Origin of the sequence: Mesorhizobium sp. M1295 (assembly GCF_040318135.1) — a bacterium.
GTDB lineage: Bacteria > Pseudomonadota > Alphaproteobacteria > Rhizobiales > Rhizobiaceae > Mesorhizobium.
In genome coordinates, this window is record NZ_JAMYLU010000018.1 from 35,426 (window position 1) to 62,102 (window position 26,677).

Below are 26,677 nucleotides of genomic sequence, written 5' to 3' on the forward strand. Positions count from 1 at the left end.
CGATTGTCCCGACGCCGCGAATATGGGAAGGGTTTGCGGCAAATGACAACCCTCGGTCAAACCACCATTCCTCCCGAAGAAGAGTTGCGCACCATCATTGTCACCGGTGCCTCTTCCGGAATAGGCGCCTATTGCGCCCATGCTCTTAAGAAGGAAGGCTGGCGGGTGTTCGCAACGGCCCGAAAGCCGGAAGATATCGCTACGCTCGAGGCCGACGGCATCGAGGCCTTTTATCTGGACTACACCGAGCCCGGATCGATCGAGGCGCTGGTGGCGTCGGTGCTGGAGCGGACCGGCGGCCGGCTCGATGCCCTTTTCAACAACGGCGCCTACGGGCAGCCCGGTGCCGTCGAGGACCTGGCGGTCGAAGCTTTGCGGCAGCAGTTCGAGGCCAATGTCTTTGGCTGGCACGATCTCACTCGCCGTGTCGTACCGGTGATGCGCCGCCAGGGCCATGGTCGTCTCGTTCATTGCTCATCGATCCTCGGCCTCGCGCCGCTGCCTTTCCGTGGCGCTTACTCGGCATCGAAGCACGCCGTCGAGGGGCTGATGCTGTCCCTTTATCAAGAACTCCTCGGCAGCGGCATCCATGTTTCGCTGATCGAGCCGGGGGCGGTGAAATCGAAGATCGCCAGCAACAGCCTCCCCTGGTTCCTTGCGAACATCGATCACGAGAACTCAGTCCATCGCCTCGCCTATGCTGTGCAACTCAAACGGCTGCGGGCCGGCGGCAGCACATCGCGGCTGAAGCCCGGGCCAGAGGTGGTTTATGCCGCCTTGCGCCATGCGCTTCTGTCGCGGCGCCCGCGCCCGCATTATGTGGTAACTGTGCCGGCCAGGATCGGCGCGATCCTTAAACGCATCCTGCCGTCTTCGGTACTCTATCGTCTGCTCGCCAAACGCGCCTGAACGCAATCCAACTGGAACACACCATGGCAACTGTCTTCAACATCCTCGCTGTTCTCGTCATGGTCGCCGTGGTGATCGTGCTGATCCGCGGCCTCATCAACATGATGCGCGGCGGCTCCAGCATGACCTCCAACAAGCTGATGCAGACGCGCGTGCTGTTGCAGTTCGTGGCCTTGGTGCTGATAATGCTGGCGGTGTATTTCACCCGTAAGTGACGCACCGGCCGGCAGCCGGGAGGTAACCCGTGGTCAAGCTCAACAAGATCTACACCCGCACCGGCGACGATGGCACCACCGGCCTCGGTTCTGGTGAGCGGCGGCTGAAATCCGACCTTCGCATCGACGCCTACGGCACGGTCGACGAGGCAAATGCCTGCATCGGCATGGCTCGCATCCATACAGCGGCGGTAAATCCGGCGATCGATGCGATGCTCGGCCGCATCCAGAACGATCTTTTCGATCTCGGCGCCGATCTGGCAGTCCCCGATAATGGCAAGCCGCTCGACTACGAGCCGCTGCGCATCATCGCCTCGCAGACCGAGCGCATCGAACAGGACATCGACCTCCTCAACAAGGACCTTGAGCCGCTCAAATCCTTCGTGCTCAACGGCGGTACGCCGGCAGCGGCTGCCCTTCACCTCGCCCGCACGGTGGCCCGCCGCGCCGAGCGCATCATGGTGGCGCTGTCACAAGATCCAGACGAGCACGTCAACCGCGAGGCGATAAGATACATCAACCGTGTCTCGGACTTTCTGTTCGTCGCCGCACGCGCGGTCAATGACAATGGAAATGCCGACGTGCTATGGGTTCCCGGCAAGAACCGCTGAATCCGCCGGAAGCGGGAGAGGCCCGATGTTCATCCCGCTTTACGACACCAACCGGCTGCGGCACATCAAGCTGCAATATGTGACGATCAGCCTGATCGCGCTCAATGTGTTGATCTATTTTGTAACAACACTTGGCGGCGAGGACTTCGCCAACGCCGCGGTATTGGGCCTCGGCTTCATCCCGTCGGTTGTGCATGACAGCGTCGAGCTCGCTCCGCAATTTGTCGTCATTCCGGAGAGCCTGAGCTATCTGACCTATTCCTTCCTGCACGCGGATATCTTCCACCTCGGCGGCAACATGCTGTTCCTGTGGGTGTTCGGCGACAATGTCGAGGATGCGCTCGGCCATGTCCGCTATCTCGTCTTCTACCTGCTTTGCGCCATTGCCGGCGCTTTCTTCCAGGGCTTGGTGGCCTGGGATTCGCAAGTGCCGCTGATCGGCGCGTCGGGCGCCATCGCCGGTGTCGTCGCCGCCTATCTGATCCTTTATCCGCGGGTGAAGGTATGGGTGCTGGTCTTCGCCCGCATCCCGTTGCGCATCCCGGCCTTCATCCCGCTCATCCTGTGGATTCTGTTCCAGATCTTCATGTTTGCCCAGGGTGGCGAGGACCAGGTCTCCTGGGCCTGCCACATCGGCGGCATCATCGCCGGAGCCGTGCTGGTGCTTGTCTTGCGCAGCCGCGGCGTGCCGCTACTCGCCGGCGCCGACGAGGAGCCAGCCGTAGTCGCCGGGCCGGCGCCCATTGCCGTGGAGCCGCCGGCAAGCGATCTGCCGCCCGCCCAGCCGGCGCCGCGCTGGGGCCGGGGAAGCGTTTCCGGGCCGGACTGAACCGATTTGAATGCTTTGCCGAGGATCCGAGTGCGCCCGGGATATTGACGGGCGGGGTCGCCGCAACTACGGAAGCGCCACCCTACTGGCGTGGCGAGACCAGAATTCCGTCCGGAATGTCGGCTTTCGACAACTCTGAAGAGGTGCACGCTGCTATAGCGCGCCCGACGAGCGTGAAGAGACTATCGTGAAAGAGGTGACAGGCAAATGAAGATCCTTGTGCCCGTGAAGCGGGTTGTGGATGCAAACGTCAAGGTCCGGGTGAAGGCGGACGGTTCGGCGGTGGAACTCGCCAACGTCAAGATGGCGATGAACCCGTTCGACGAGATCGCGGTGGAAGAGGCGATCCGGCTGAAGGAAGCGGGCAAGGCCGAAGAGATCATCGTCGTGTCGATCGGGCCGCAACAGGCACAGGAGACCTTGCGCACGGCGCTCGCCATGGGCGCCGACCGCGCCATCCTGGTCAAGACCGACGAGCTGACTGAGCCGCTGGGCGTCGCCAAGGTGCTGAAGGGGGTCGTAGAGGCAGAACAGCCCGGCCTGGTCATTCTCGGCAAGCAGGCGATCGACGATGATTCCAACCAGACCGGCCAGATGCTGGCTGCACTTCTCGGCTGGGCGCAGGGCACCTTCGCCTCCAAGATCGTGCTCGACGGTGACAAGGCCACGGTGACGCGCGAGGTCGATGGCGGCCTGCAGACGCTGGAACTGAAGATGCCGGCAATCGTCACGGCCGATTTGCGGCTGAACCAGCCACGCTACGCGTCGCTGCCCAACATCATGAAGGCCAAGAAGAAGCCGCTCGACGAGAAGAGCCCTGCCGACTACGGCGCCGACGTCAAGCCGCGGCTGAAAGTGATCAAGACCGAGGAGCCGGGCGGCCGCAAGGCGGGCGTCAAGGTCAAGAGCGTCGCCGAACTGGTGGACAAGCTGAAAAACGAAGCCGGCGTGCTGTAGGGCCAGGAAGGGACAACAAAAATGACAATTCTTCTGATTGCCGAACACGACAACGCGGCGCTTTCCGACCAGACTGCCAAGGCGCTTTCGGCGGCGCTGCAGATCGGTTCGGACGTGCATGTGCTGGTTGCCGGCAAGGGCGCCAAGCCGGCAGCGGACGCCGCCGCCAAGCTCAAGGGCGTCACCAAGGTGCTGCTCGCCGACGCCGACGAACTGACCGAGCGTCTCGCCGAACCGCTGGCGGCGCTCGTCATTTCGCTTGCTGAGCCATACGACACGATCATTGCGCCGGCGACCTCGTCGGGCAAGAACGTCTCGCCGCGCGTCGCGGCCCTGCTCGATGTCGCCCAGATATCGGAAATCATCGAAGTCGTGTCGCCCGACACCTTCAAGCGACCGATCTATGCCGGCAACGCCATCCAGACCGTGCAGTCGAGCGACGCCAAGAAGGTCATCACCGTGCGCACTGCTTCCTTTCAGGCAGCACCCGAGGGCGGTTCCGCGCCGGTCGAGACGGTTCAGGCGGCAGCCAATCCCGGCCTGTCGATTTTTGTCGAAAACAAGCTGTCCGAGACCGACCGTCCGGAGCTGACCTCGGCCAGGATCATCATTTCGGGCGGCCGTGCGCTGGGCTCCTCCGAGAAGTTCCAGGAGGTCATCCTGCCGGTCGCAGACAAGCTCGGTGCGGCTGTCGGCGCATCTCGCGCCGCGGTCGATGCCGGCTATGCGCCGAACGACTGGCAGGTCGGCCAGACCGGCAAGGTGGTGGCGCCCGATCTCTATATTGCCGTCGGCATCTCCGGCGCCATCCAGCACCTTGCCGGCATGAAGGATTCAAAGGTCATCGTCGCCATCAACAAGGACGAGGAAGCGCCGATCTTCCAAGTCGCCGACTACGGCCTCGTCGGCGACCTCTTCGTCATTCTGCCGGAACTGCAAAAGGCGCTTTGACGCCCTCTGCCAAAGCGTATTAAATTCTGCGGGGTGGGGTAGACGAAGTCGCCCCGCCCTTTTAGTTTGCACTGCACAAAAAGCAGGCCGCAAAGGCCTTGACGGGATCGGGTAATGAGCAAGATCGAGACGATCGGCATCATCGGCGCGGGCCAGATGGGTGGCGGCATCGCCCATGTATCGGCGCTGGCGGGCTACAAGGTGCTGGTTTACGACATTTCGCCCGACCGCATCGAAAAGGGCATTGCTACGGTCAGCGGCAACATGGCCCGTCAGGTCGGCTCCGGCAAACTTGAGGAAAAGCTGCGCAACGAGGCGATGGCGCGCATTTCCGCCGCGCCGGCCATGGCCGACCTTGCGGGCGCCGATCTGGTGATCGAAGCGGCGACCGAAGACGAGACAGTCAAACGCAAGATCTATGCTCAGCTCTGCCCGCAACTCAACCCCGAGGCCATCCTGGCGACGAACACCTCGTCGATCTCGATCACCCGGCTGGCTTCGCAGACCGACCGCCCGGAACGCTTCATCGGCATACATTTTATGAACCCGGTTCCGGTGATGAAGCTGGTCGAGCTGGTGCGCGGCATCGCCACCGAGGACCAGACCTTCGAGGCAGCAAAAACCTATGTGAAGCAGCTCGACAAGACGATCACCGTCTCGGAGGATTTCCCGGCCTTCATCGTCAACCGCATCCTGCTGCCGATGATCAACGAGGCGATCTACACGCTCTATGAAGGTGTCGGCTCGGTCGACGCCATCGATACCGCCATGAAGCTCGGCGCCAACCATCCGATGGGGCCGCTGCAGCTTGCCGACTTCATCGGGCTGGATACCTGCTTGTCGATCATGCAGGTGCTGCATGACGGCCTGTCGGATTCGAAATACCGCCCCTGCCCGCTGCTGGTCAAATATGTCGAGGCCGGTTGGCTCGGCCGCAAGACCGGGCGCGGCTTCTACGACTATCGCGGCGAGCATCCCGTTCCGACGCGCTGATCGCCACCGCTACCAGCGCACGAAAAGCCGTCCGCCGACCGCCCCGAGCGCGGCAAGGCCGGCGATCGCGATCGTATACCAGGTGCCGACGAAAAGCGGCGAATCGTCGAAGCAATGCGCTGCATAGAAGGTCGCCGCCAGCCCGCCGGCAAGCAGGCCCGCGGTCGCACCGGCAAGCACCGGCCTTGTTGGCGCGCCATGGCGCAGCACCGCGAGAAAGACGGCAAGCGGGCCGATGCCGATCAACGGAATGAAGGTCAGGCAGATGACCATGTTCGTGCCGACCAGGCGCGTGCCCCAGTCGGACGCAGGCACGACGAGGAGTTCGAGAATCACGGCCATAATCACCAGCAGCGGCGCGGCGATCATCCAGCTCGCCGCCCGCCCTGTCGATGCACCGGGCGTCGACAGCGCGCGGACGAGGGCAAAGGCGCTGACGGCTAGAGCAATCGTGAAGACGAATTTGGACAGGAACCGCATCGTGTGCATGGCAAATGCGATGTCGGGACGTGGGCCGATCGTCAGCCAGAAAACCGCGGCCGCGATCACGATGGCCGCGCCGGTTGCAAGCAACCAGGCGGCGCCCAGCGGCAGCGCCTTGCTGCGGACATCGGCATCGAGCGCCTTGATAAGATCTTCGGTCCTCATGCTATTCCCGCCCCGCCCCGAACCGTTTGGCAATGGCGGCAAGCCCGCGGTGTAGTGACACCCGCACAGCCGTCTCGCTGATGCCGAATTTCGCCGCCGTCTCGCCGATCGAACGGCCTTCGACCGACACGGCCGAGACGACCGAACGCTGCGCCGGCGACAGGCAGTCGAGTGCCCGGTTGACGTCGCGCTCGCTGATCGTCTCCGATTCCGGCTCGGCAAAGGTCTCGGCGATTTCGTCGATCTCGATCTCGATCCGCCGGCCGCGCCGCCGGAACGCATCGATCAGCTTGAAGCGGGCTATTGCATAAACCCAAGGCAGCACCGGCGCATCATGGCGCCAGGTATGTCGTTTCACATGAATGGCCAGCAAGGTTTCCTGCACGACGTCCTCGGGATCGACCCCGCCCTGCACGATCTTGCGCCGGGCAAAGCCACGAACGAGGGCGGCGATCCGGTGCAGAAAGTCGGCATAGGCCCTTTCGTCTCCGGCGATTGCGGCCCGCAGCAGCCGGGAAAGCTCGGCTTCGTCCTTGCCGCTCACAAGAGTTCACTCCCCGATATTCGCGTCTCGGCGCTGGTTTGTTACGTGGCCGGCGAAATAATGTCCAAGGCAAATTAGCTGGGCATCACGAAAGTTTGCTCCTTTTGAGCGATTGAGCGGGCCAGCAATGTTGACTGCGCTAGTCATGTATTGATAGGTGCAGCATACCAAGCCAAAGACCATCGAAATCGAGGACGATGCCATGAAATATGCTCTTTCCGCCCTTGCCGGTGCGACAGCACTTGCAATCAGCCTGATCGCCGGCCCGGCGTTAGCCGAGGACGAGGGCATCGTCGTCTACAACGCCCAGCACGAAAACCTGACCAAGGCCTGGGCGGAAGGATTCACCAAGGAAACCGGCATCAAGGTCACCGTCCGGAACGGCGGCGACAGCGATTTCTCCAATCAGATCGTTGCTGAGGGGTCCTCTTCGCCAGCTGATGTGTTCCTGACGGAAAACTCACCGGCCATGGTGCTGGTCGAGACAGCCGGCCTGTTCGCGCCGGTCAACGCCGAGACGCTGGCCCAGGTTCCGCAGGAGTACCAGCCGGCGAGCGGCAAATGGGTCGGCGTTGCCGCGCGCAGCACCGTCTTTGCCTACAACAAGACCAAGCTGACCGCCGACCAGCTGCCCAAATCGCTGCTCGATCTCGCCGATCCGAGCTGGAAGGGCCGTTGGGCCGCTTCGCCCTCCGGCGCCGATTTCCAGGCGATCGTCAGCGCCTTGCTGCAGCTCAAGGGTGAGACTGCCACGGCCGACTGGCTGAAGGCGATGAAAGAGAATTTTACCGCCTACAAGGGCAACAGCACGGTGATGAAGGCGGTCAATGCCGGCGAGGTCGAAGGCGGCGTGATCTATCACTACTACTACTACGGCGATCAGGCCAAGACCGGCGAGAACAGCAAGAATGTCGAGTTGCACTATTTCAAGCACGAGGACCCCGGCGCTTTCGTCTCGGTTTCCGGCGGCGGTGTGCTGGCCTCGAGCAAGCACCCGAAGGAAGCCCAGGCTTTCCTGAAATGGGTCACCGGCAAGGGCGGCCAGGACGTGCTGAAAACCGGCGATTCGTTCGAATACGCAGTCGGCAAGGGCGCCGAGTCCAATCCGAAGCTGGTGCCGCTGGCCGATCTGCAGGCGCCGAAAGTCGACCCGACGGCGCTGAACTCGAAAAAGGTGACCGACCTGATGACGGCGGCCGGCTTGCTTTAGCCGGCGTTCGTCCTAAAAGGGCAACCGACTGCGCTCCTGTGGGAATTCGCTTTCCGCGGGAGCGCTCTGTTTTCAAAATGGCATTTGCCCATGACCACAAGCTGCTCGCCACATTGTCGGCCGCCGATCGTTTCCGCCTCCGGGCGGACCCGGCGCAACGTCTGATCTGATGCAGTCTGCGATCGATCTCGCACCTTCAGGCTTGCCGGCCGACACCACGGCCGTGCGGGCACGTCGTTGGTCGGTCTCATGGATTGCGTTGGCTGCCGTCTTTGTCTCGCTTTTCGCGCTGCTGCCGCTTGCCTTCATCGTCTGGGTGGCGGTGCAGACCGGCTGGGAAACGGTGGCGGCGCTGGTGTTCAGGCCGCGCGTCGGCGAGCTTCTGGTCAACACCAGCCTGCTGGTGGTGCTGGCGGTGCCGATCTCGATCGTGCTGTCGGTGGCGCTGGCTTGGCTGACGGAGCGCAGCGATCTGCCGGGTGCCCGCTTATGGGCCTGGCTGTCGGTGGCGCCGCTCGCCATTCCCGCCTTCGTCCACAGTTACGCCTGGATCACCATGGTGCCCAGACTGCACGGCCTGTGGGCCGGCGTGCTTGTGTCCGTCATCGCCTATTTCCCCTTCCTTTATCTGCCGGTGGCGGCGGCATTGCGCCGGCTCGATCCCGCTCTCGAAGATGCAGCGGCAGCCCTTGGTCTCGGCCCGTGGCGCGTGTTCAGGCGTGTCGTGCTGCCGCAGCTCCGGCTCGCCATTTGCGGTGGCTCCCTGCTGGTGGGCCTGCATCTCCTGGCCGAATACGGGCTCTACGTGTTCATCCGCTTTGACACCTTCACCACCGCGATCGTCGACCAGTTTCAGTCGACCTTCAACGGTCCCGCCGCCAACATGCTGGCCGGCGTGCTGGTGACCTGCTGCTTCGTGCTGCTCGGGCTGGAGGTGCTGGTGCGCGGCGAGGAGCGCTATGCCCGCGTCGGCTCGGGTGCTGCGCGCCACCAGCAGCGCACGAGCCTTGGGCGCGCCACCATTCCTTGCCTGCTGCTGCCCGCTGTTACCACGCTGCTGGCGCTCGGGGTGCCGTTCGTCACTATCGGTCGCTGGCTCATGGCCGGCGGCGCCGATGTCTGGCGGCTCGACGAGATCGGCCTGGCGCTTGGTCAGACACTGTTCCTGGCGATTGCAGGCGCGCTGCTCGCCACCGTCGCGGCAATGCCGATGGCGTGGATTTCGATCCGCGCGCCGGGAAGGCTGCAACGCGTCCTGGAGGGCTGCAACTATATCGTCGGCGCGTTGCCCGGGGTTGTCATCGCCCTGGCGCTGGTCACCATCGCCGTGCGTATCGCCATGCCGCTCTACCAGACCCTGTTCACCATCCTGGTCGCCTATGCGCTGATGTTCCTGCCGCGCGCTCTGATTAGCCTCAGGGCGTCGATCGCACAGGCGCCGGTCGAGCTCGAACGCGCCGCCTCCAGCCTCGGCCGGTCGCCGCTCAAGGCGCTGTGGTCGACGACCATCCGCCTGTCGGCGCCGGGTGCCGCGGCCGGCATGGCATTGGTCGCGCTCGGCATCATGAACGAGTTGACCGCAACCCAGATGCTGGCGCCCAACGGCACCCGCACGCTGGCCATGGCGTTCTGGTCCTATAGCGGCGAGATCGACTATGCGTCGGCGGCGCCTTATGCCTTGATCATGGTGGCGATGTCGCTGCCTTTGACCTGGCTGCTCTACGTCCAGTCGAAGCGGATGGCCGGGCGATGAGCTTTCTCGAGCTGAGCGGCATCCACAAGCACTACGGCCCCGTGGCAGCACTTGCCGGCGTCGACCTCAGCGTGGCCAGCGGCAGCCGTACGGCGATCGTCGGGCCATCCGGTTGTGGCAAGACCACCTTGCTGCGGCTGATCGCCGGCTTCGAGGCGCCCGACCAGGGCCGCATCGTGCTCGATGGCGAGGTGCTGGCCGATGGCGACACGGCCGTGCCGGCGCATCGCCGCGGCATCGGGCTGGTGGCGCAGGACGGCGCTCTGTTCCCGCATCTGAGCATCGCCGCCAATATCGGGTTCGGCATGGGCCGTCACGAGGAAAAGCGGAGCGAGCGCATCGCCGAGCTCGCCTATGTCGTCGGGCTGGACAAAGGGATCCTGAAGCGCCGCCCGCACGAACTCTCCGGCGGCCAGCAGCAGCGCGTCGCGCTCGCCCGCGCCATGGCCATGAAGCCGCGGCTGATGCTGCTCGACGAGCCGTTCTCGGCGCTCGACACCGGCTTGCGCGCCTCAATGCGCAAGGCCGTGGCCGAGCTCCTCGAAACGGCCGGCATCACCACCATCCTGGTCACCCATGATCAGGCCGAGGCGCTGTCATTCGCCAGCCAGGTCGCGGTGATGCGCGACGGCAAATTCTCGCAGGTCGGCACGCCGCGCGAGCTCTATTTCAAGCCGAAGGACCGGATGATCGCCGAGTTCCTCGGTGACGCCATCGTCCTGCCGGCCAGGATCGCCGATGGCGTTGCCACCTCGCCGCTCGGCCGCATTGCCGTCGACAGCACGGAGCGGCGCGACGTCGCGCGCATCATGCTACGGCCGGAGCAGGTGCTGCTGAAACGGACATCGCGTGAAGGCATGTCCGGCACGCCGGACATGCTGTTCGGCGAGGTGACGGAATCCGAATTCGCCGGCTCGATGTGCACGATCGCGGTGCGTCTCTTGAACAGCCCCGATCCGCCCGATGCTGCCGCCATCGGCAACACGCCGTTGATCCTGCGCAAGCCGGGCATGGACGCACCGGCGATCGGCGAGATCGTCCGGCTGACCGTGTCGGGCAAGGCGCATGTGTTTGCCTGAACGGTTTTGCGCAAGGCCGACCTCAATCGACCCGTTTACCGGCCTGATCGAACCAGTGCAGCTTTTCAGACCTGGCCACGACGCGCAATTGGTCGCCTGGCTTGGCGCTGGCGCGGCCTGAGACGCGCACGACGATACGGCTGCCGGCTGCCGCGCAGTGGAGAAAGCTTTCGGCACCGACCGGCTCGACTGCTTCCACTGTCGCCGGCAACGCGAGCGCGCCGGCCGGCGCCTCTGCCGCGAAGGTGATATCGGCATCCTCCGGACGAAAGCCGAGTGTCACCGCCTTGCTTTGTCCAGGCGCCGAGCCAATCACCATCCCGTCCGCCAATACCGAGCCTGGAGAGGCCCCTGTGAGCGCCAGCAGATTCATCGGCGGTGCGCCTATGAACGAAGCAACGAAGGTCGAGGCCGGCTTCTCGTACACGTCGAGCGGCGCGCCGATCTGCTCGACCAGGCCGGCGTTCATGACGACAAGGATGTCGGCCAGCGTCATCGCCTCAAGTTGGTCGTGGGTGACATAGACCGAGGTGACGCCAAGCGAGCGCTGCAAATTCTTGATCTCGACGCGCATCTGCCCGCGCAATTTCGCATCGAGGTTGGACAGCGGTTCGTCGAACAGGAAGACCTTCGGGTTGCGCACGATGGCGCGGCCCATGGCGACACGCTGGCGCTGACCGCCGGAAAGCTCGCGCGGGCGCCGGTCGAGCAGCCCCGAAAGCTCCAGCACCTTGGCAGTCGAGCGTACCCTGCTGTCTATCTCGTCCTTCGGCGTGCCGCGGTTGCGCAGGCCATAGGCCATGTTGTCGTAGACCTTCATATGCGGGTAGAGCGCATAGTTCTGGAACACCATGGCGATGTCGCGCTCGGTCGGGCCAATGGCGTTGACCACCTTGCCGTCGATGGCGACTGTACCGGCCGAAATCGTCTCGAGCCCGGCGATCATCCTCAGCAGCGTGGACTTGCCGCAGCCGGAGGGGCCGACCAGCACGCAAAGCTCCTTGTCGGGAATGGCGATGGAAACGCCCTTCACGGCCTCGACGCCGCCGGGATAGATCTTCTTGACATCCTTCAGATCGACGGTCGCCATCGGCTTCTCACTTTTCGGATTCGACCAGGCCGCGCACGAACCAGCGTTGCATCAGCACCACGACCAGGATCGGCGGCACGATGGCCAGCATCGCGGTGACCATGACCAGGTGCCATTGGGTGTCGGCATCGGCGAAGGAAACCATCTTTCGCAGCGCGATGACGATGGTGTTCATGTCGTTGCTGTTGGTGACGAGCAGCGGCCAAAGATACTGCGTCCAGCCGTAGATGAAGAGGATCACGAACAGCGCGGCGATGTTTGTCCGCGACAGCGGTACCAGAATATCGAAAAAGAAGCGCCATGGACCGGCACCGTCGACACGCGCCGCCTCGACCAGTTCGCCCGGGATGGTCATGAAGAACTGGCGAAACAGCAGCGTTGCGGTGGCCGAGGCGATCAGCGGGATGATCAGGCCGGCATAGGTGTCGATCATGCCGAGATCGACCATCACCTTGTAGGTCGGCAGAATGCGCACCTCGACCGGAAGCATCAAGGTGATGAAGATCAGCCAGAAGAAGGTCATGCGCAGCGGAAAGCGGAAGAACACGATCGCGTAGGCCGACAGGATCGAGATGAAGATCTTTCCCACCGCGACGCCGAGCGCCATGATCGTGGTGTTGAGGAGCAGTCTGCCGACGCTGATACCGCCGATACGACCGATGCCGCCGAACAGCGCCTCGCTGTAATTGTTCCATAGCTGGTCGCCGGGCAACAGCGGCAGCGGCGGCCTGAGGATCGTTTGCAGCGTGTGCGTCGAGGCAACGAAGGTGTAGTAGATCGGAAAAACCACGATCAATATGCCAAGGATAAGCACGGCATGGGCGATGACGGTGCGGAGCGGGGATTGGCCGATCATCGCTGCCCTCAGCCGTAATGGACTTTGCGTTCCACATAGCGGAACTGGATGGCTGTGAGCGCGATGACGATGGCCATCAGGATGACCGACTGCGCCGCCGAGTCCCCCAGGATCAGATTGACGAAGCCGTCATTGTAGACCTTGTAGACCAGCGTCTCGGTCGTCTTGCCCGGGCCGCCGCCGGTGACGGCATGAACGATGCCGAACGTGTCGAACAGGGCATAGACGGTGTTGACGACCAGCAGGAAAAAGGTTGTCGGCGCAAGCAGCGGGAAGACGATGGTCCAGAAGCGCTTGGTCTCGCCGGCGCCATCCATGGCCGCCGCCTCGATCAGCGTTTTCGGCACCGCCTGCAGGCCGGCGACGAAGAACAGGAAATTGTAGCTGATCTGCTTCCAGGCAGCCGCCGACACCAGCAGGATCATGGCGTGGGTGCCGTTGAGCAGCGGGTCCCATGCGATGCCGAGGCTTCTCAGCAAATAGGCCAACGAGCCGATCGAAGGATTGAACAAGAAAAGCCACAGCATGCCGGCAATCGCCGGCGCGACGGCATAAGGCCATATCAACAGTGTGCGGTAGAGGCTTTTGCCGCGCACGGCCTTCTCGGCCATGACCGCGAGCAGCAGGGCCACAACCATGGCAACGATCGCGGTCGCAAGCGAGAACACCACGGTGACCTTGATCGAGTTGAGGTAGGCCGGATCGGCCAGCACCTTCCGGAAATTGGCAAACCAGACAAACCTGCTCTTCAGCCCGAACGGGTCTTGCCTGAGCATCGACTGGTAAAGCGCCTGACCGGCCGGCCAGTAGAAGAAAACCAGGGTGATGGCGAGTTGTGGCGCCACCAGCAGGTACGGCAGGATCTTGTTGGGAAATACGACGCGTGGAGACAGGCTGATTTCCCTCGCTATCCAGGTATCGCCCACGCGAGCTCGCGTGGGCGATATTCCAACCGTCTAATGCATGTCGCCCAAAAGTGCGCAGCGGTTTTGAGATAACGACATGCATAAGAACAAGAGCTTAAAGCGCGTCGCATGTGGCCATTCAAACGCGACGCGCTTTAACCGAGATAATCTCGTCAGTTCTCCAGCGCTTCCTTGATCGCGGCGTTGCCGCGTGTGACCGCATTGTCGAGCGCCTGCTGGGCGGTTTGCTGGCCGGCCAGCAGCTTCTCCAACTCCTCATTCTGAATATCACGCACCTGCGGCAGATTCGGCAGGCGCACGCCCTTCGAGTTGTCGGTCGGCGCCTTGCCCGTCATCTGCAGGATGGGTGTCTCGCGGCCGGGGTTTTTGTCATAGAAGCCTGATTTCTTGGTCGCCTCATACGCGGCGAGCGTCACAGGCAGGTATCCCGACTTCTGGTGCAGATATTCCTGCACATCGGTCTTGGACAGATAGGCAAAGAAGGCGGCAACACCCTTATATTCCTCGTCCGACTTGTTGCCGAACACCCACAGGCTGGCGCCGCCCGGCGTGGTGTTCTGTGGTGCGCCCTTGGCGTCGCTATCGTAGGGAAGCTGGCCGATGCCATAGTTCATGCCGGACTTGACGATATCGCCGAGGCCGCCCGACGATTCGGTGAAGATGCCGCATTCGCCGGCGAGGAATATCTGCTTGGCTTCGGAGGTGCGCCCGCCATACTTGAACGTGCCGTCCTTGGCTAGGTCCGCGAGTGCCTGGAAGTGGTTGGCGAAAATCGGCGCATTGATCTTGAGTTCGACATCGCCGCCGGCCAGGCCGTTCTGCTGAGTGGCCCAAGGCACGTCATTCCACGCCGCGAAATTCTCCAGATGGATCCAGGTCAGCCAGGTCGAGGTATAGCCGCAAGGGGCGGCGCCGCTCGTCTTGATCTTCCTGGCAGCTTCCCACACCTCGTTCCAGGTCTTGGGCGGGCTGTTCACGTCGAGGCCTGCCTTCTGGAAAATGTCCTTGTTGTAGTAGAGGATCGGCGACGAGGAGTTGTAAGGGAACGACAGCATGGTGCCGTCCGGCTTCGAATAATAGCCGACGATGCCGGGCAGATACTGGCTCTTGTCAAAGGTCATCCCGGCACTGGTCAGCACATCGGCCGCCGGCTTGATCGCACCCTCGGCCGCCATCATCACGCCGGTGCCGACGTCGAACACCTGGAGGATATCGGGCGCCTGGCCGGCGCGGAAAGCGGCGATGCCGGCATTCAGCGTCTCCGGATAGGTGCCCTTGAACACCGGAACGAGCTCATAGTCGCTCTGGCTGGCGTTGAAATCCTTGGAGATCTTGGCGACGACCTCGGCGTTGGCGCCGGTCATGGCGTGCCACCAGCTGATCTGCGTGACGGCGAAGGCGGAGGTGGTGGAAAGCAGGGTCAAGGTGGCGGCAACACCGGCCGCGAAGCCGAAGAACTTCATGTTTCATCTCCCGTTTGTCATTGGCGAAAGGGGCACTCTCGCAAAGCCAATATGTGGCGCTGATGACAATCGGACAACGGTTTTGTTGCGGGTCAATGAACATCGCTTCCGGCTAAAGTGCGCTCGCTACCGAAAGCGTCGCCAGGAACTACATCACCGCCTTCTCGGCGGAGCGCATCGGTTTTCCCCCGAAAAGGCCCGCCTCATGGCCCGCGGGTTAACCATTCGTTAAAATCTCCAAGAGCTAATCAGTCACACCTCCCCTGTTATTTGGCAGACCGAGTGAACCCAGGATGCTGACGGTCTATAATTGTATTGTAAGTCAGCACGACCTGAGACTGGTCGCACTTGCCGCCCTCGTCTGCGGCATTTCTTGCTTCTCTGCAGTAAATCTCCTTAAGCACGTCGGCCGATCGACCAACCGAAACCGGCTTGTCTGGCTAATGATCGCCGCAACTTCGACCGGGTTCGGCATATGGGCGACGCATTTCATCGCCATGACTGCGTTTACGCCGGGAATACCGAACGCATACAATCCGGGATTATCCGCCTTTTCGCTTGCCGCCGCCGTCATCCTGACCGCGCTTGGGATGTGGGTTGCCACCTTGCGCCGCGGCATCGACCATTTCCTCGTCGGCGGCGCCATTCTGGGCGGCGCCATCGCGACGATGCACTACATCGGCATGGCGGCGTTCGAGGTCGAGGGCCGGATCGTATGGAACCTGCTCCTTGTCGCGATATCGCTTCTGGCCGGCGGGACGCTCGCGGCACTGGCGCTCCTTGTCGTCTTGCGCCGCCCGTCCGCGCTCGCGACACTTGGCGGCGCCGCGCTTTTGACGCTGGCGATTTGCAGCTTGCATTTCATCGCGATGGGCGCGGTGTCGATCATTCCGGATTCCTCGATTGAAATATCCGAACATTCCATCGAGCCCATTTCCCAGGCCTTTGCGGCAGCGGTCGCCAGCCTGGTAATCCTTGTGCTGTCAGGCGCCGCGCTGTGGATCGACCTGCGCTTTCGCCGGCAGAGGCTCGAGGCCGATCGCATGCACGATCTCGCCAATGCCGCGGTCGAAGGGCTGATCGTTTGCGATGGCACACGCATAGTCAGCGCCAATGACAGCATGGCGAAACTGACGGGCACGGCGACAGCCACCCTGAACACGATGCAACTCGGCGAGCTGTTCGATGGACAGAGCGCAGCCGATGTATCCGGCTTCGGCGAACAGGCACAAGAAACGAAATTGAGGGGCAGCGACGGCACGAGAATTCCTGTCGAGCTGATCGCCAGGAAGATCGCCTACTGCGGCAGGCCTCATACGGTGCTTGCCGTTCGCGACATCCGTGAGCGCAAGAAGGCGGAAGAAGAGATCCTCCGTCTCGCGCATTTCGATCCACTTACCGGGCTTGCCAATCGGCGGAGCTTTTCTTCCCGGCTCGAAGCAGAAATCGCTTCGATGGAGCGTGGCAGCAAGGATGGATATCTGGCGCTCCTGCTGCTTGACCTCGACCGATTCAAGCAAGTCAACGACCTCTACGGCCACAGCGCCGGTGACGCCATGCTGCAGAAGCTGGCGCACTGCATTTCCGGCATTCCGCGCCACGGACAGATGCTCGCGCGTCTCGGCGGCGACGAGTTTGCCGTCTTAGCTCCGAACCTCCCCGACCCCCTGGCCGCAGGCCGCATAGCCGAGGACTTGCTGGCGGCGATCCGGGAGGAAAACAGGGTTTCAGTCGGCTCCGGCCTTGTTTCGGCCAGCATCGGCATCGCCTTCTTTCCGCTGGATGCCGAAGATCAGGCCGGCCTGATCGGCCATGCCGACACGGCACTCCATCGCGCCAAGACCGAGGGCAGGGACACGTATCGTTTTTTCGAGATAGCCATGGGCACCGCGGCCCGCGACAAGCGCGTGATGGAGCATGAACTGCGCCAGGCGATCGCCCGCAAGGAGTTCCACCTCGTCTACCAGCCGCAGAAGGAAATCCGCAGCGGCAAGATGATCGGCTTCGAAGCCCTGGTCCGTTGGCAGCATCCGGAGCGGGGCGACATTTCCCCGGCCGTTTTCATCCCCGTGGCCGAGGACAGCGGCGCCATCGCGCAGATCGGCGACTGGGTGCTGACGACGGCTTGTAACGATGCTGTTCGCTGGACGAATCCGCTGATGGTCGCCGTCAACGTCTCCGCCGTGCAGCTTCACAATCCGAACTTCAGCCGCAAGGTGCACGACGCACTGTCGAGATCCGGCCTCGCACCCGGCAGGCTCGAACTGGAGATCACCGAAACGGCCCTGGTGAAGGACATGCCCCGCGCATTGGCAACCTTGAGGCAGGTCAAGGCGCTTGGCGTGCATGTGGCGATGGACGATTTTGGCACCGGCTATTCTTCGCTGTCCAACCTTAGCGCCTTTCCCTTCGACAAGATCAAGATCGACGGGTCGTTCATCAAATCGGTCGACAAGAACGGCCAGTTCGCGGCGATCGTCCGCGCCGTGCTGGGGCTTGGACGCGGTCTCGGCCTGCCGGTCCTGGCGGAGGGCATCGAGACGCCCGGCGAATTGCAGTTCCTTGACGCCGAGGCTTGCGAGATCGGGCAAGGCTATTACCTCGGCAAACCGGCTCCGATCGAGACATTCGGCGAGTTGACGGGCGTCACGGCTCCGGCAGTCCGCACCGCCAGCCGGCGCGGCGCAAGCATCGCCGTGCTCAAGCCGCGCCTGCGCACGGTCTGAGCCTATCCCGGCTGAAGCGCCGCCTCGACCAGACGCTTGGCATCCGGCCCCGACCATTCGGCCGGGCCGTTCATATGGGCGATCAGGCAGCCTTGCCCATCGACCAGCATGGTGACCGGCAGACCGAGTGCCAGGCCGCGCGTCTTGACATCGTTGAACAGTGCCATGGTGGCATCGCGATAATAGCCGAGCGCCTTGACGCCGGTGTCCTCGAGGAACTTCTTCGGCTTGGTATCGTCGCCGGCATCGACGTTGACTGCAACAACCTGAAACGCGTCGCTGCCCATCTCCTTCTGCAGTGCATCGAGCGCCGGCATTTCGGCGCGGCAAGGTGCGCACCATGTTGCCCACAGATTGAGCAGCACCGTCTTGCCGGCATGATCGGCGATCGTCGTCGGCTTGCCGTCGGGGCCGTTGAAGGCGAGGCTTTTCAGCGATTGCGGCGGATCCGCCGGCAAAAGCGCGGCGACTTGACCGGTAGCGGCCGCGGCGATCTTCTTGGCATGGTCGGTCTTGGCGGCGCAGGCGACGTCGTCCTTGCCGCCGCCGGCGGCCACTTGCGCGGGCGCGTTGTTGCCAGAACCGCTTTCCCTGACATATACCGCGACCGCGCCGGCCAGCACGCCCGCAACCAAAGCGGCGAGGATGAGACGCAAAGCCGGGAAAAATCTATTGCCGTCTGCCATTTTTCAAAAACTGCTCCGGAGCACGGGTTATAGCGATGAGCGACAAGAAGGCCAGCAACCAGATGTGGGGCGGACGTTTTGCCTCGGGTCCGGCCGCAATCATGGAAGCGATCAACGCGTCGATCTCGTTCGACCGCAAACTCTATGCCCAGGACATTCGCGGCTCGATCGCCCATAGCGAGATGCTGGCGCAAACGGGCATTATTTCGGCGGCCGATCAAGAAAAAATCAGTCACGGGCTGAACACGATCCTGGCAGAGATCGGGGCCGGCACATTCGAGTTCTCGACCAGGCTGGAAGACATCCACATGAATGTCGAGGCCCGCCTCGCCGATTTGATCGGCCCTGCCGCCGGCCGCCTGCACACTGCCCGCTCGCGCAACGACCAGGTGGCGGTCGACCTCAGGCTCTGGGTCAAAGACGAGTGCTTTCGTGTCGCCGAGGCGCTGAAAGGCCTGATCACAGCGTTCCTCGCCCGGGCCGAGGAGCATGCGGCAACGGTGATGCCGGGCTTCACCCACATGCAAGCGGCGCAGCCGGTGACCTTCGGCCACCACTGCATGGCCTATGTCGAGATGTTTGCGCGCGACCTGTCGCGCGTCCGCGATGCGATCGAACGGATGGACGAAAGCCCGCTCGGTGCGGCCGCCCTTGCCGGCACCAGCTTTCCGATCGACCGGCACCAGACGGCAACGGCGCTTGGTTTTCGCGAACCGATGCGCAATTCGCTCGACAGCGTTTCGGACCGCGATTTCGCGCTGGAATTCTTGGGGCTGGCGGCGATCTGCGCGACACATCTGTCGCGGCTGGCCGAAGAGATCATCATCTGGTCGACCCCGCAATTCGGTTTCGTCAGGCTGTCGGATAGCTTCTCGACGGGTTCGTCGATCATGCCGCAGAAGAAGAACCCCGACGCCGCCGAACTGGTGCGCGGCAAGACCGGCCGTGTCACCGGCCATCTGGTCGGCCTGCTGACGGTAATGAAGGGCATGCCGCTGACCTATGGCAAGGACATGCAGGAAGACAAGGAATCCGTCTTCGACGCGGCAGAGACGCTCGACCTGATGCTGGCGGCGATGACCGGCATGGTGCGCGACATGACGGTGAACACTGCCGCGATGAAAAAGGCGGCCGGCGCCGGCTATTCGACTGCGACCGACCTCGCCGACTGGCTGGTACGCACGCTCGGCCTGCCGTTCCGCGAGGCGCACCATATCACTGGCCGGGCGGTGGCGCTGGCCGAGGACAAGAAGGTCGGGCTCGACAGGCTTTCGCTGCAGGATTTGCAGTCCATTCACCTCGGTATCAGCGCCGACGTGTTTTCGGTTCTGGCCGTGCAGAATTCTGTAAAGAGCCGCACAAGCTTCGGCGGCACCGCGCCGTCCGAGGTGCGCAAGCAGATCCGCTACTGGAAAAAGCGGCTCGCCAAGGCGTAAGACGCGGGGTGCAATGGCCGCAAAACTCGGCTAGAAGCGCTGCGGGCAACAGTTTCGGACGGATGACGCGATGACCGGAAGCAGGATTTTGGTGACGCTGACGCTGCTAGCGGCGATGGCGACCGTTGCGGCCTGCGGCAGGAAGGCTGCGCTCGATACGCCCTACGCGGCAGCCGTGCAGGCGCGCAAGGACGCCGAGAAGGCCAAGCAATCTTTGCCGCCGGAGCCGGAAAAACCTGTCGAGGACAAGAAATTCATCCTCGACCCGCTGCTCTGATTTTCGGACCGATCTCGTGAACCATTTCGACTACCGCGACGGCGTACTGCATGCCGAGGACGTGGCAATATCAGATATCGCCGCCAGTGTTGGCACGCCGTTTTATTGCTATTCGACGGCGACGCTGACCAGGCATTTTCGCGTCTTTGCCGAAGCTTTTGCCGGGCTCGACGCCCTCGTCTGCTATGCCATGAAGGCGAATTCCAACCAGGCTGTGCTGAAGGTGCTGACAAGGCTCGGCGCCGGCGCCGACGTTGTCTCGGAAGGCGAACTGCGCCGCGCTTTGGCCGCCGGCATTCCGGCAAGCAAGATCCTGTTTTCAGGCGTCGGCAAGACCGCGCGCGAAATGGATTTTGCGCTCTCGGCCGGCATTCTCTGTTTCAACGTCGAATCCGAACCGGAGCTGGAGCTGCTGTCGGCCCGCGCCACCGCGCTGGGCAAGATCGCGCCGATCTCGCTGCGCATCAACCCGGATGTCGACGCCAGGACGCACAAGAAGATTTCGACTGGGAAGGCCGAGAACAAGTTCGGCATTCCCTGGCAGCAGGCGCGGAAGGTTTATGCCCGCGCGGCTGAGTTGCCGGGCATCAAGATCACCGGCATAGATACCCATATCGGCAGCCAGATCACCGAATTGCAGCCCTTCGACGACGCCTTCGCGCTGCTGGTGGAACTGGTCGGCGCGTTGCGTGCCGACGGGCATGCCATTGAGCATATCGATGTCGGTGGTGGCCTCGGCATTCCCTACCGCGTCGACAACAACCCGCCGCCTTTGCCCGAAGCCTATGCCCAGATCGTCAGGAAGCATGTCGCCAAGCTCGGGCTGAAAGTGATGTTCGAGCCGGGCCGGCTGATCGTCGGCAATGCCGGTATCCTGGTCTCGGAGGTCATCTTCGTGAAAGAGGGCGACGCCAAGAACTTCCTCGTCGTCGACGCCGCGATGAACGATCTGATCCGGCCGACCCTTTACGACGCCTTCCACGACATCAGGCCGGTGGTGCAGCAGCCGGTCGCAGCACCGCGCATGAGGGTCGACGTCGTCGGCCCGGTCTGCGAGACCGGCGACTATCTCGGGCTCGACCGTGACCTGCCCAGGCTGAAAGCCGGCGACCTGATCGCTGTCGCCACCGCCGGCGCCTATGGCGCCGTCCAGGCCGGCACCTACAACACCAGGCCGCTGGTGCCGGAAGTGCTGGTCGACGGCGACCGCTTCCACATCGTGCGCCCGCGCCAGACCTATGACGAATTGATCGGGCTGGATTCGGTGCCTGATTGGTTGACCTGAGAGATACCTTGCAGCGCTACAGCCGGTGCTGGATGAGCGCCCTGGCCTCGGCGATCCTGTCCTCGTTCCGGCGATAGAATATCCACTGCTTGATACGCTTGCTGCGCAAAAGCCCTGCCTGGGTGAGCACGCGCATATGCTCGCTGAGCGTCGCCTGCGTGATCCCCAGCTTTTCCGCGATCAGCAGCGCGCAGACCCCGTCCTCGACCAGATCACCGTCCGCCTGCGGCGGAAAATGCGCGCGCGGGTCCTTGAGCCAATCGAGGATCTGCAGTCTGCGCTCGCTGGCAATCGCTTTGAAGACGTCGACCTCTTGCATTTAGGCACTTTGCCAAGTTACTAAGTAATGTCAACTCTGAATGTCAACTCTGGGAGTGAAGCATGCTGCATGGCCACACGATCACCCGCGAGCGCATTGCGGCGATGGAACCCCGCATCCGGCCCTTCGTGCGCCACACGCCGGTGCTGCGCGTCGACATGGCCGATTTCGGCCGCCCGCCTCTGCCTGTCGACCTGAAGCTCGAATGCCTGCAGCATTCCGGCTCGTTCAAGGCGCGTGGCGCGTTCACCAATCTCCTCGAACGGCCGGTTCCCGCAGTTGGCGTCGTCGCCGCATCGGGCGGCAACCACGGCGCCGCGGTCGCCTATGCCGCCATGCGGCTCGGCCATAAGGCGACCATCTTTGTTCCCGAAGTGAGCCCGCCGGCCAAGCTGGACCGCATCCGCGGCTACGGCGCCGAGCTGATCGTCGGCGGCGCCCGTTATGCCGAGGCGCTGGCCGCCAGCGAGAGCTTCGCCGAAAAATCCGGCGCGCTGCAGATCCACGCCTTCAACCAGGAGGAGACGCTGGTCGGGCAAGGCACGCTGGGCCTCGAGATCGAGGCCGACCTGCCGAAGCTCGACACGCTGCTGGTCGCTGTCGGCGGCGGCGGCTTGATCGGCGGCATCGCCGCCTGGTTTTCCGGCCGCATCAGGATCATTGCCGTTGAGCCGGAGGGTGCGCCGACGCTACACCGCGCTTTCGAGGCTGGCCGGCCTGTCGATGCCCCGACCGAGGGCATCGCCGCCGATTCGCTCGCGCCGAAGCGTGTCGGCGAAATGATGTTTCCTATCGCCGAGGCGTTCGTCGAGCGCTCGATCCTCGTCGGCGACGACGACATTATCGCCGCCCAGGCGGCGCTGTGGGACCGGGTGCGAATCATCTCCGAGCCGGGCGGTGCGGCGGCCTTCGCGGCGCTCCTGTCCGGCCGCTACAGGCCGGCTGTGGGCGAGCGCGTTGCCGTTCTGGTCTGCGGCGCAAACGCCAATCCAGCGAAATTTTGACAATATCCGGGGCATTATTGTTCACGTTTTGGGGAACCGCCTCGCCTTCGCCGTGTTTGTTGGTATCCTTAGGGCGACGTGCAGCCGCCTGAATGCACGACGTATGCGCTAAGATTTTGGGTCTTCGCATCGTGCTTCCCGAAAATCGACTTTTCGGGCCCATGCGATAGACTCGTGAGGTCCGGGCTATCCCGCCCGGCCAGGAAGGGCCGATGACGCAACGACCCGTCTTTACCAGCGATCGCAGCCTGGCCGGGCGCCTTGCCTTGAGCCGGCTGGCGACGCAGGTCTCGATAATCGTCGAGCGCGGCTGGCCGTTGCTGCTGCCGCTGATCATCGTCGCCAGCCTGTTTCTCAGTATCTCGTGGCTCGGTCTGTTCCCGCTTTTGCCCGATTTAGCGCGATTCGGTCTCATCACGGCATTCGGCGTCGCAGCGCTTGCCGCACTCTATCCATTGCGTTTCTTCCGCACGCCATCCAGTGTCGAGGTCGACCGCCGCATCGAGGCGGCCAACCGGTTGCTGCACAGCCCGGTGCAGGTCCAGACCGATCGCCCGAGCGGCAAGGAAAGCATTTTTTCGCGAGCCCTGTGGCGCGAGCATCAGCGGCGCATGGCCGACCGGCTGGGCGAGCTTGGCGGCGACGTGCCGCGCACGCGCGTCCCCGAGCATGACCCGTGGGCGTTGCGCGCCGTTGCGGCGCTTTTGTTGGTCACCGCCTTTGCCTTCTCCTTCGGGCCGTCGGGCGGCAAGCTGACTGACGGGTTTGTTGCCCGTGCCGCGCGCGACGTCGTGCCGCCGCGCATTGATGCCTGGGTGACGCCACCGGCCTATACCGGCAGGCCACCAGTATTCCTCAACGCCCCTGTCCTTGCCAACAATGCCAATCAAGCGGCGCCGACCTTCACCGTTCCGGAAGGCAGCGACGTGTCGCTGCGCGTCACGGGCGGTTCGGGCGAGGAAACGCTGAACTACGCCGACGCCGGCGGCAACACCCGCGCCATCGATCCGACCGGGCCGCAAGCCAAGCCAGAGGCAAATACTGCAACGCCTTCCACCGTGCGCCAGTTCAGCGGCAAGTTGACGGCCGACGGCATGCTGACGCTGCAATCCGGCGACGGCGAGCTCGGCCGCTGGGCCTTCGCCATAATCCCCGACAAGCCGCCGCAGATCCGCTTTGTCGGTGAGCCGAAACGCGCCGTCAACGGCGCCTTCGAGCTCAACTACCAGATCGACGACGACTATGGCGCGGCCTCCGCCAAGGCGGTTTTCGCATTGGCCGATCCGCAGGTGCCCAACGCGCATCCGCTCTATGGGCCGCCGGAAATGCCGCTGACGTTGCCGCGCCGCGGCGGCAAGGCCAATGCCGCCAAAACGACGAAGGATCTGACCGACCATGTCTGGGCCGGTGGCAACGTCAAGCTGTCGCTTGTCGCTACCGACGGCGCCGGACACACGGCGACCAGCGAAACCAAGACGCTGGTGATGCCGGAGCGGCCATTCTCCAACCCCTTGGCGCGGGCCGTGGTCGAGCAGCGCCGCATACTGGCGCTCGATGCCTATGCCAAGGACCGCGTGCTCGACCTGATGGATGCGATCACGCTCAGGCCGGAAGACACGTTCGACAATATGGCGCACTACCTCGCCATCATGAGCGCCCGCACCCGGCTGAAGATGGCCGACAGCGACGACCAGTTGCGCGACGAGGTCGCTTACCTCTGGGAGATCGCGCTCGGCATCGAGGAAGGCAATCTGTCGGCGGCCGAGAAGCGGCTGCGCCAGGCGCAGCAGGCGCTGCAGGATGCGATCAAGAACGGCGCCAGCGACCAAGAGATCGAGAAGGCGATGAAGGAACTGCGCGAGGCGATGAACCAGTTCCTGCAGGAATTCGCGGCGCGGGCGCAGCAGAATCCGAATGCGCCACAGATGCAGCAAAACGGCCAGGAACTGCGCCAGAGCGACATCGACCGCATGATGGACCAAATCGAGAACCTGGCGAAATCCGGCAATCGCGACCAGGCGCAGCAATTGCTGTCGGAGCTGCAGGACATGATGAACAATCTGCAGGCAGGCCGCCAGCAGCAAGGCGGCCAGCAGGATAGCGAGATGCGCCAGCAGATGGACAAGCTGGGCGAGATCATGCGGCGCCAGCAGGAGATGATGAACGACACATTCCGTATGGACCAGATGCAGCGCGGCCAGCAACAGCGCGGGCAGAACCGCGACGAGCAACTCGGCGAGAACGGTGAGCAAGGCCCGATGGGCGAAGGGGGCAAGCCCAGCCCGGGCGACGACCGCGATCCGCTCGGCCGGCCGAAGCCGATGACGCCGCAGGAATTTGCCGATGCGCTGAAGCAATTGCAGGAAGGCCAGGGCAAGCTGCAGAGCGAGCTCGATCAATTGAGGAAGGGCCTCGAAGGCATGGGCCTCGACCCCAATGAGGGGTTTGGCGAAGCCGGCAAATCCATGGGCAATGCCGAACAGGCGCTCGGCGAGGGCGAGGGCGACCAAGCCGTCGGCCACCAGGGCCGCGCATTGGAAGCCTTGCGCAGGGGCGCCAAGGATATGATGAAGCAATTGCAAGCGATGCAAGGCGACCAGGGCGGCAACGGGCAGGGCGGACGCCAGCAGAATGCCGACCGTGACCCGCTCGGGCGGCCCCGCACCAGCGAGGGTCCCGATGACGGAAGTTCGGTGAGAGTGCCTGACGAGATCGACGTGCAGCGCGCCCGCCAGATCCTCGAGGCAATCCGCAAGCGGCTCGGCAACGCGCTCAGCCCCGATATCGAGCGCAGCTATCTGGAGCGGTTGCTGGAGCTGAAGTAAGGCTGCACTCTACATTTTTGGAAGATCGCCGTGCGCGGTCCTCCGTGGTGGCAGCTATCGCCGGACCGAGCGACGTGTTTAACGGTTGGTGAACGCCTCGCGGATCGCCTCTTCCATGCCGTCGATCGCCTCGCCGGAAGCGTTCGGATTGCGCCGCAGCACTACGTTCGAGGAATCGATGTCGCCGAAGCCGTCGGCGGCCGTAAGTTCGCGGCAGCCGGCCGGAATGTTGCTGCGCGAGATCGGCGCAATCGCCAGCCCGGAGGTGACGGCGAGCCGCAGGCCGCCATTGGTATCGCTGGTGTAGGCGACACGATAGGCGAGACCGCGCTGTTCCAGCGACTTTATCGCGAAATCCTTGCACCAGCCGGCGCGGTTGTAGAGCGCGATCGGCACCGGCCGGTCCTCATGCATGTGATGCAGCTCCGACGTCACCCATACGGTCGGATCATGCATCAGCACCTCACCGCCCGAGAGATCCTGCCATTCGAACACCACCGCCAGATCGAGCTCGCCGGCGGCGAGCGCCGCGATCTGCGCACCGGAATGCGCGTAGCGGACGGTGATGTCGACCTGAGGATGGCGCTTGGCAAAGGCACCGAGCGCGCGCGACAGGATCGCGTGGCCATATTCCTCCGGGATACCGATGCGCACCGGCCCGCCAAGCGGCGCCGCGACCATCGATGCCGCCGTCTCGTCGAGCAGCGAAACGATGCGCCTGGCGTTGGCGATGAGCTCGCCGCCGCGCCGCGTCAGCGCCACACCACGCGAGCCGCGCTCGAACAGGCTGTCGCCGACCATGCTTTCGAGCTTCTTCATCTGCATCGAGACCGCCGACTGGGTGCGGCCGGCCCGCTCCGCCGCCTTGGTGAAATTGCCGGTGTCGGCGACCGCGACGAAGGTGCGCAAGAGGTCGCTGTCGAGATTGGGTCGCATGTGCCCGCCATAAGAAAATCTGATTGCTGGCATCATTCCAATTCGTTTGCAACATGTCAAACGGCGGACGATAGTCGCCTCACCCATTGGATATGCGGCCGCGAAATCGGCCGCGGACCAATCAAAAGTCCTCACTCGTACCCGCTGCC

The 26,677-nt window shown here is 63.4% G+C and carries 25 protein-coding genes; 16 read left to right on the forward strand and 9 right to left on the reverse strand.

Features of this window, described 5'->3' with window-relative positions; translation table 11 throughout:
- Window positions 1–42 precede the first annotated feature (42 nt).
- The 7 genes from NKH29_RS23210 to NKH29_RS23240 all read left to right on the forward strand — a co-directional run bounded on the left by NKH29_RS23210 (window position 43) and on the right by NKH29_RS23240 (window position 5,465).
- Entirely contained in the window at window positions 43–909 is an 867-nt protein-coding gene (locus NKH29_RS23210; protein ID WP_352483565.1) for an SDR family oxidoreductase, read from the forward strand.
- 23 nt (window positions 910–932) lie between these two features.
- A complete protein-coding gene (locus NKH29_RS23215) occupies window positions 933–1,124 on the forward strand; it encodes a twin transmembrane helix small protein (protein WP_023677950.1) in 192 nt (63 codons plus the stop codon).
- Window positions 1,125–1,153: 29 nt separating this feature from the next.
- On the forward strand, window positions 1,154–1,735 hold the full coding sequence (locus NKH29_RS23220; RefSeq protein WP_023721070.1) for a cob(I)yrinic acid a,c-diamide adenosyltransferase: 582 nt from the start codon (window positions 1,154–1,156) through the stop codon (window positions 1,733–1,735).
- Window positions 1,736–1,760: 25 nt separating this feature from the next.
- Window positions 1,761–2,564, forward strand: a complete 804-nt coding sequence (locus NKH29_RS23225; RefSeq protein ID WP_023721071.1) for a rhomboid family intramembrane serine protease — start codon at window positions 1,761–1,763, stop codon at window positions 2,562–2,564.
- 207 nt (window positions 2,565–2,771) lie between these two features.
- A complete protein-coding gene (locus NKH29_RS23230; protein ID WP_352641376.1) occupies window positions 2,772–3,521 on the forward strand; it encodes an electron transfer flavoprotein subunit beta/FixA family protein in 750 nt (249 codons plus the stop codon).
- A gap of 21 nt (window positions 3,522–3,542) precedes the next feature.
- A complete protein-coding gene (locus NKH29_RS23235; RefSeq protein WP_352817710.1) occupies window positions 3,543–4,472 on the forward strand; it encodes an electron transfer flavoprotein subunit alpha/FixB family protein in 930 nt (309 codons plus the stop codon).
- Window positions 4,473–4,586: 114 nt separating this feature from the next.
- A complete protein-coding gene (locus NKH29_RS23240) occupies window positions 4,587–5,465 on the forward strand; it encodes a 3-hydroxybutyryl-CoA dehydrogenase (protein WP_023721073.1) in 879 nt (292 codons plus the stop codon).
- A 9-nt stretch (window positions 5,466–5,474) separates the two neighbouring features.
- On the opposite strand, the gene NKH29_RS23245 is transcribed toward NKH29_RS23240, so the two are convergent.
- Together NKH29_RS23245 and NKH29_RS23250 are read right to left on the reverse strand one after the other, a co-directional pair.
- Window positions 5,475–6,113, reverse strand: a complete 639-nt coding sequence (locus NKH29_RS23245) for an NrsF family protein (protein WP_352847588.1) — start codon at window positions 6,111–6,113, stop codon at window positions 5,475–5,477.
- A gap of 1 nt (window position 6,114) precedes the next feature.
- Window positions 6,115–6,657, reverse strand: coding sequence for a sigma-70 family RNA polymerase sigma factor (locus NKH29_RS23250; protein WP_352483526.1), 543 nt, complete (start codon window positions 6,655–6,657; stop codon window positions 6,115–6,117).
- Between the two features lie 202 nt (window positions 6,658–6,859).
- On the opposite strand from NKH29_RS23250, the gene NKH29_RS23255 reads away from it, so the two are divergent.
- The 3 genes from NKH29_RS23255 (at window position 6,860) to NKH29_RS23265 (ending at window position 10,699) form a co-directional block, all read left to right on the forward strand.
- Window positions 6,860–7,867, forward strand: coding sequence for an iron ABC transporter substrate-binding protein (locus NKH29_RS23255; RefSeq protein WP_352483525.1), 1,008 nt, complete (start codon window positions 6,860–6,862; stop codon window positions 7,865–7,867).
- A 169-nt stretch (window positions 7,868–8,036) separates the two neighbouring features.
- Window positions 8,037–9,620, forward strand: coding sequence for an ABC transporter permease (locus tag NKH29_RS23260; protein ID WP_023721079.1), 1,584 nt, complete (start codon window positions 8,037–8,039; stop codon window positions 9,618–9,620).
- Entirely contained in the window at window positions 9,617–10,699 is a 1,083-nt protein-coding gene (locus NKH29_RS23265; RefSeq protein ID WP_023721080.1) for an ABC transporter ATP-binding protein, read from the forward strand. The genes NKH29_RS23260 and NKH29_RS23265 overlap by 4 nt, the downstream gene beginning before the upstream one ends.
- 22 nt (window positions 10,700–10,721) lie before the next feature.
- Here NKH29_RS23265 and NKH29_RS23270 read toward each other — a convergent pair whose 3' ends face one another.
- The 4 genes from NKH29_RS23270 to ugpB all read right to left on the reverse strand — a co-directional run bounded on the left by NKH29_RS23270 (window position 10,722) and on the right by ugpB (window position 15,034).
- Entirely contained in the window at window positions 10,722–11,789 is a 1,068-nt protein-coding gene (locus NKH29_RS23270) for a sn-glycerol-3-phosphate import ATP-binding protein UgpC (protein WP_023721081.1), read from the reverse strand.
- A gap of 7 nt (window positions 11,790–11,796) precedes the next feature.
- Window positions 11,797–12,645, reverse strand: a complete 849-nt coding sequence (ugpE, locus tag NKH29_RS23275) for a sn-glycerol-3-phosphate ABC transporter permease UgpE (protein ID WP_023721082.1) — start codon at window positions 12,643–12,645, stop codon at window positions 11,797–11,799.
- Between the two features lie 8 nt (window positions 12,646–12,653).
- Complete coding sequence (ugpA, locus tag NKH29_RS23280) at window positions 12,654–13,538, reverse strand: sn-glycerol-3-phosphate ABC transporter permease UgpA (protein ID WP_353000680.1); 885 nt, start codon at window positions 13,536–13,538, stop codon at window positions 12,654–12,656.
- Window positions 13,539–13,723: 185 nt separating this feature from the next.
- Window positions 13,724–15,034, reverse strand: coding sequence for a sn-glycerol-3-phosphate ABC transporter substrate-binding protein UgpB (ugpB, locus tag NKH29_RS23285; RefSeq protein WP_353000649.1), 1,311 nt, complete (start codon window positions 15,032–15,034; stop codon window positions 13,724–13,726).
- Between the two features lie 293 nt (window positions 15,035–15,327).
- Here ugpB and NKH29_RS23290 point away from each other — a divergent pair, with 293 nt between their 5' ends.
- Window positions 15,328–17,760 (forward strand): bifunctional diguanylate cyclase/phosphodiesterase, encoded by a 2,433-nt coding sequence (locus NKH29_RS23290; RefSeq protein ID WP_353000651.1) that lies wholly within the window; start codon window positions 15,328–15,330, stop codon window positions 17,758–17,760.
- 2 nt (window positions 17,761–17,762) lie between these two features.
- Here the strand turns inward: NKH29_RS23290 and tlpA are convergent, their stop codons facing one another.
- Window positions 17,763–18,446: a thiol:disulfide interchange protein TlpA gene (tlpA, locus tag NKH29_RS23295; protein WP_353000653.1), complete on the reverse strand. Its 684-nt coding sequence runs from the start codon at window positions 18,444–18,446 to the stop codon at window positions 17,763–17,765.
- Between the two features lie 35 nt (window positions 18,447–18,481).
- On the opposite strand from tlpA, the gene argH reads away from it, so the two are divergent.
- From argH to lysA, 3 genes are all read left to right on the forward strand, one after another.
- Window positions 18,482–19,882, forward strand: coding sequence for an argininosuccinate lyase (argH, locus tag NKH29_RS23300; RefSeq protein ID WP_352495613.1), 1,401 nt, complete (start codon window positions 18,482–18,484; stop codon window positions 19,880–19,882).
- A gap of 70 nt (window positions 19,883–19,952) precedes the next feature.
- Window positions 19,953–20,159: a hypothetical protein gene (locus NKH29_RS23305; protein WP_352495614.1), complete on the forward strand. Its 207-nt coding sequence runs from the start codon at window positions 19,953–19,955 to the stop codon at window positions 20,157–20,159.
- A gap of 16 nt (window positions 20,160–20,175) precedes the next feature.
- Entirely contained in the window at window positions 20,176–21,444 is a 1,269-nt protein-coding gene (lysA, locus tag NKH29_RS23310; protein ID WP_352495615.1) for a diaminopimelate decarboxylase, read from the forward strand.
- A 16-nt stretch (window positions 21,445–21,460) separates the two neighbouring features.
- On the opposite strand, the gene NKH29_RS23315 is transcribed toward lysA, so the two are convergent.
- Window positions 21,461–21,763, reverse strand: coding sequence for an ArsR/SmtB family transcription factor (locus tag NKH29_RS23315; RefSeq protein ID WP_352483516.1), 303 nt, complete (start codon window positions 21,761–21,763; stop codon window positions 21,461–21,463).
- A gap of 62 nt (window positions 21,764–21,825) precedes the next feature.
- On the opposite strand from NKH29_RS23315, the gene NKH29_RS23320 reads away from it, so the two are divergent.
- Window positions 21,826–22,767 (forward strand): threonine/serine dehydratase, encoded by a 942-nt coding sequence (locus NKH29_RS23320; protein WP_352495616.1) that lies wholly within the window; start codon window positions 21,826–21,828, stop codon window positions 22,765–22,767.
- Window positions 22,768–22,979: 212 nt separating this feature from the next.
- A complete protein-coding gene (locus tag NKH29_RS23325; RefSeq protein WP_353000654.1) occupies window positions 22,980–25,592 on the forward strand; it encodes a TIGR02302 family protein in 2,613 nt (870 codons plus the stop codon).
- Window positions 25,593–25,670: 78 nt separating this feature from the next.
- Here the strand turns inward: NKH29_RS23325 and NKH29_RS23330 are convergent, their stop codons facing one another.
- Complete coding sequence (locus NKH29_RS23330) at window positions 25,671–26,528, reverse strand: LysR substrate-binding domain-containing protein (RefSeq protein WP_023721091.1); 858 nt, start codon at window positions 26,526–26,528, stop codon at window positions 25,671–25,673.
- Window positions 26,529–26,677: the final 149 nt, after the last annotated feature.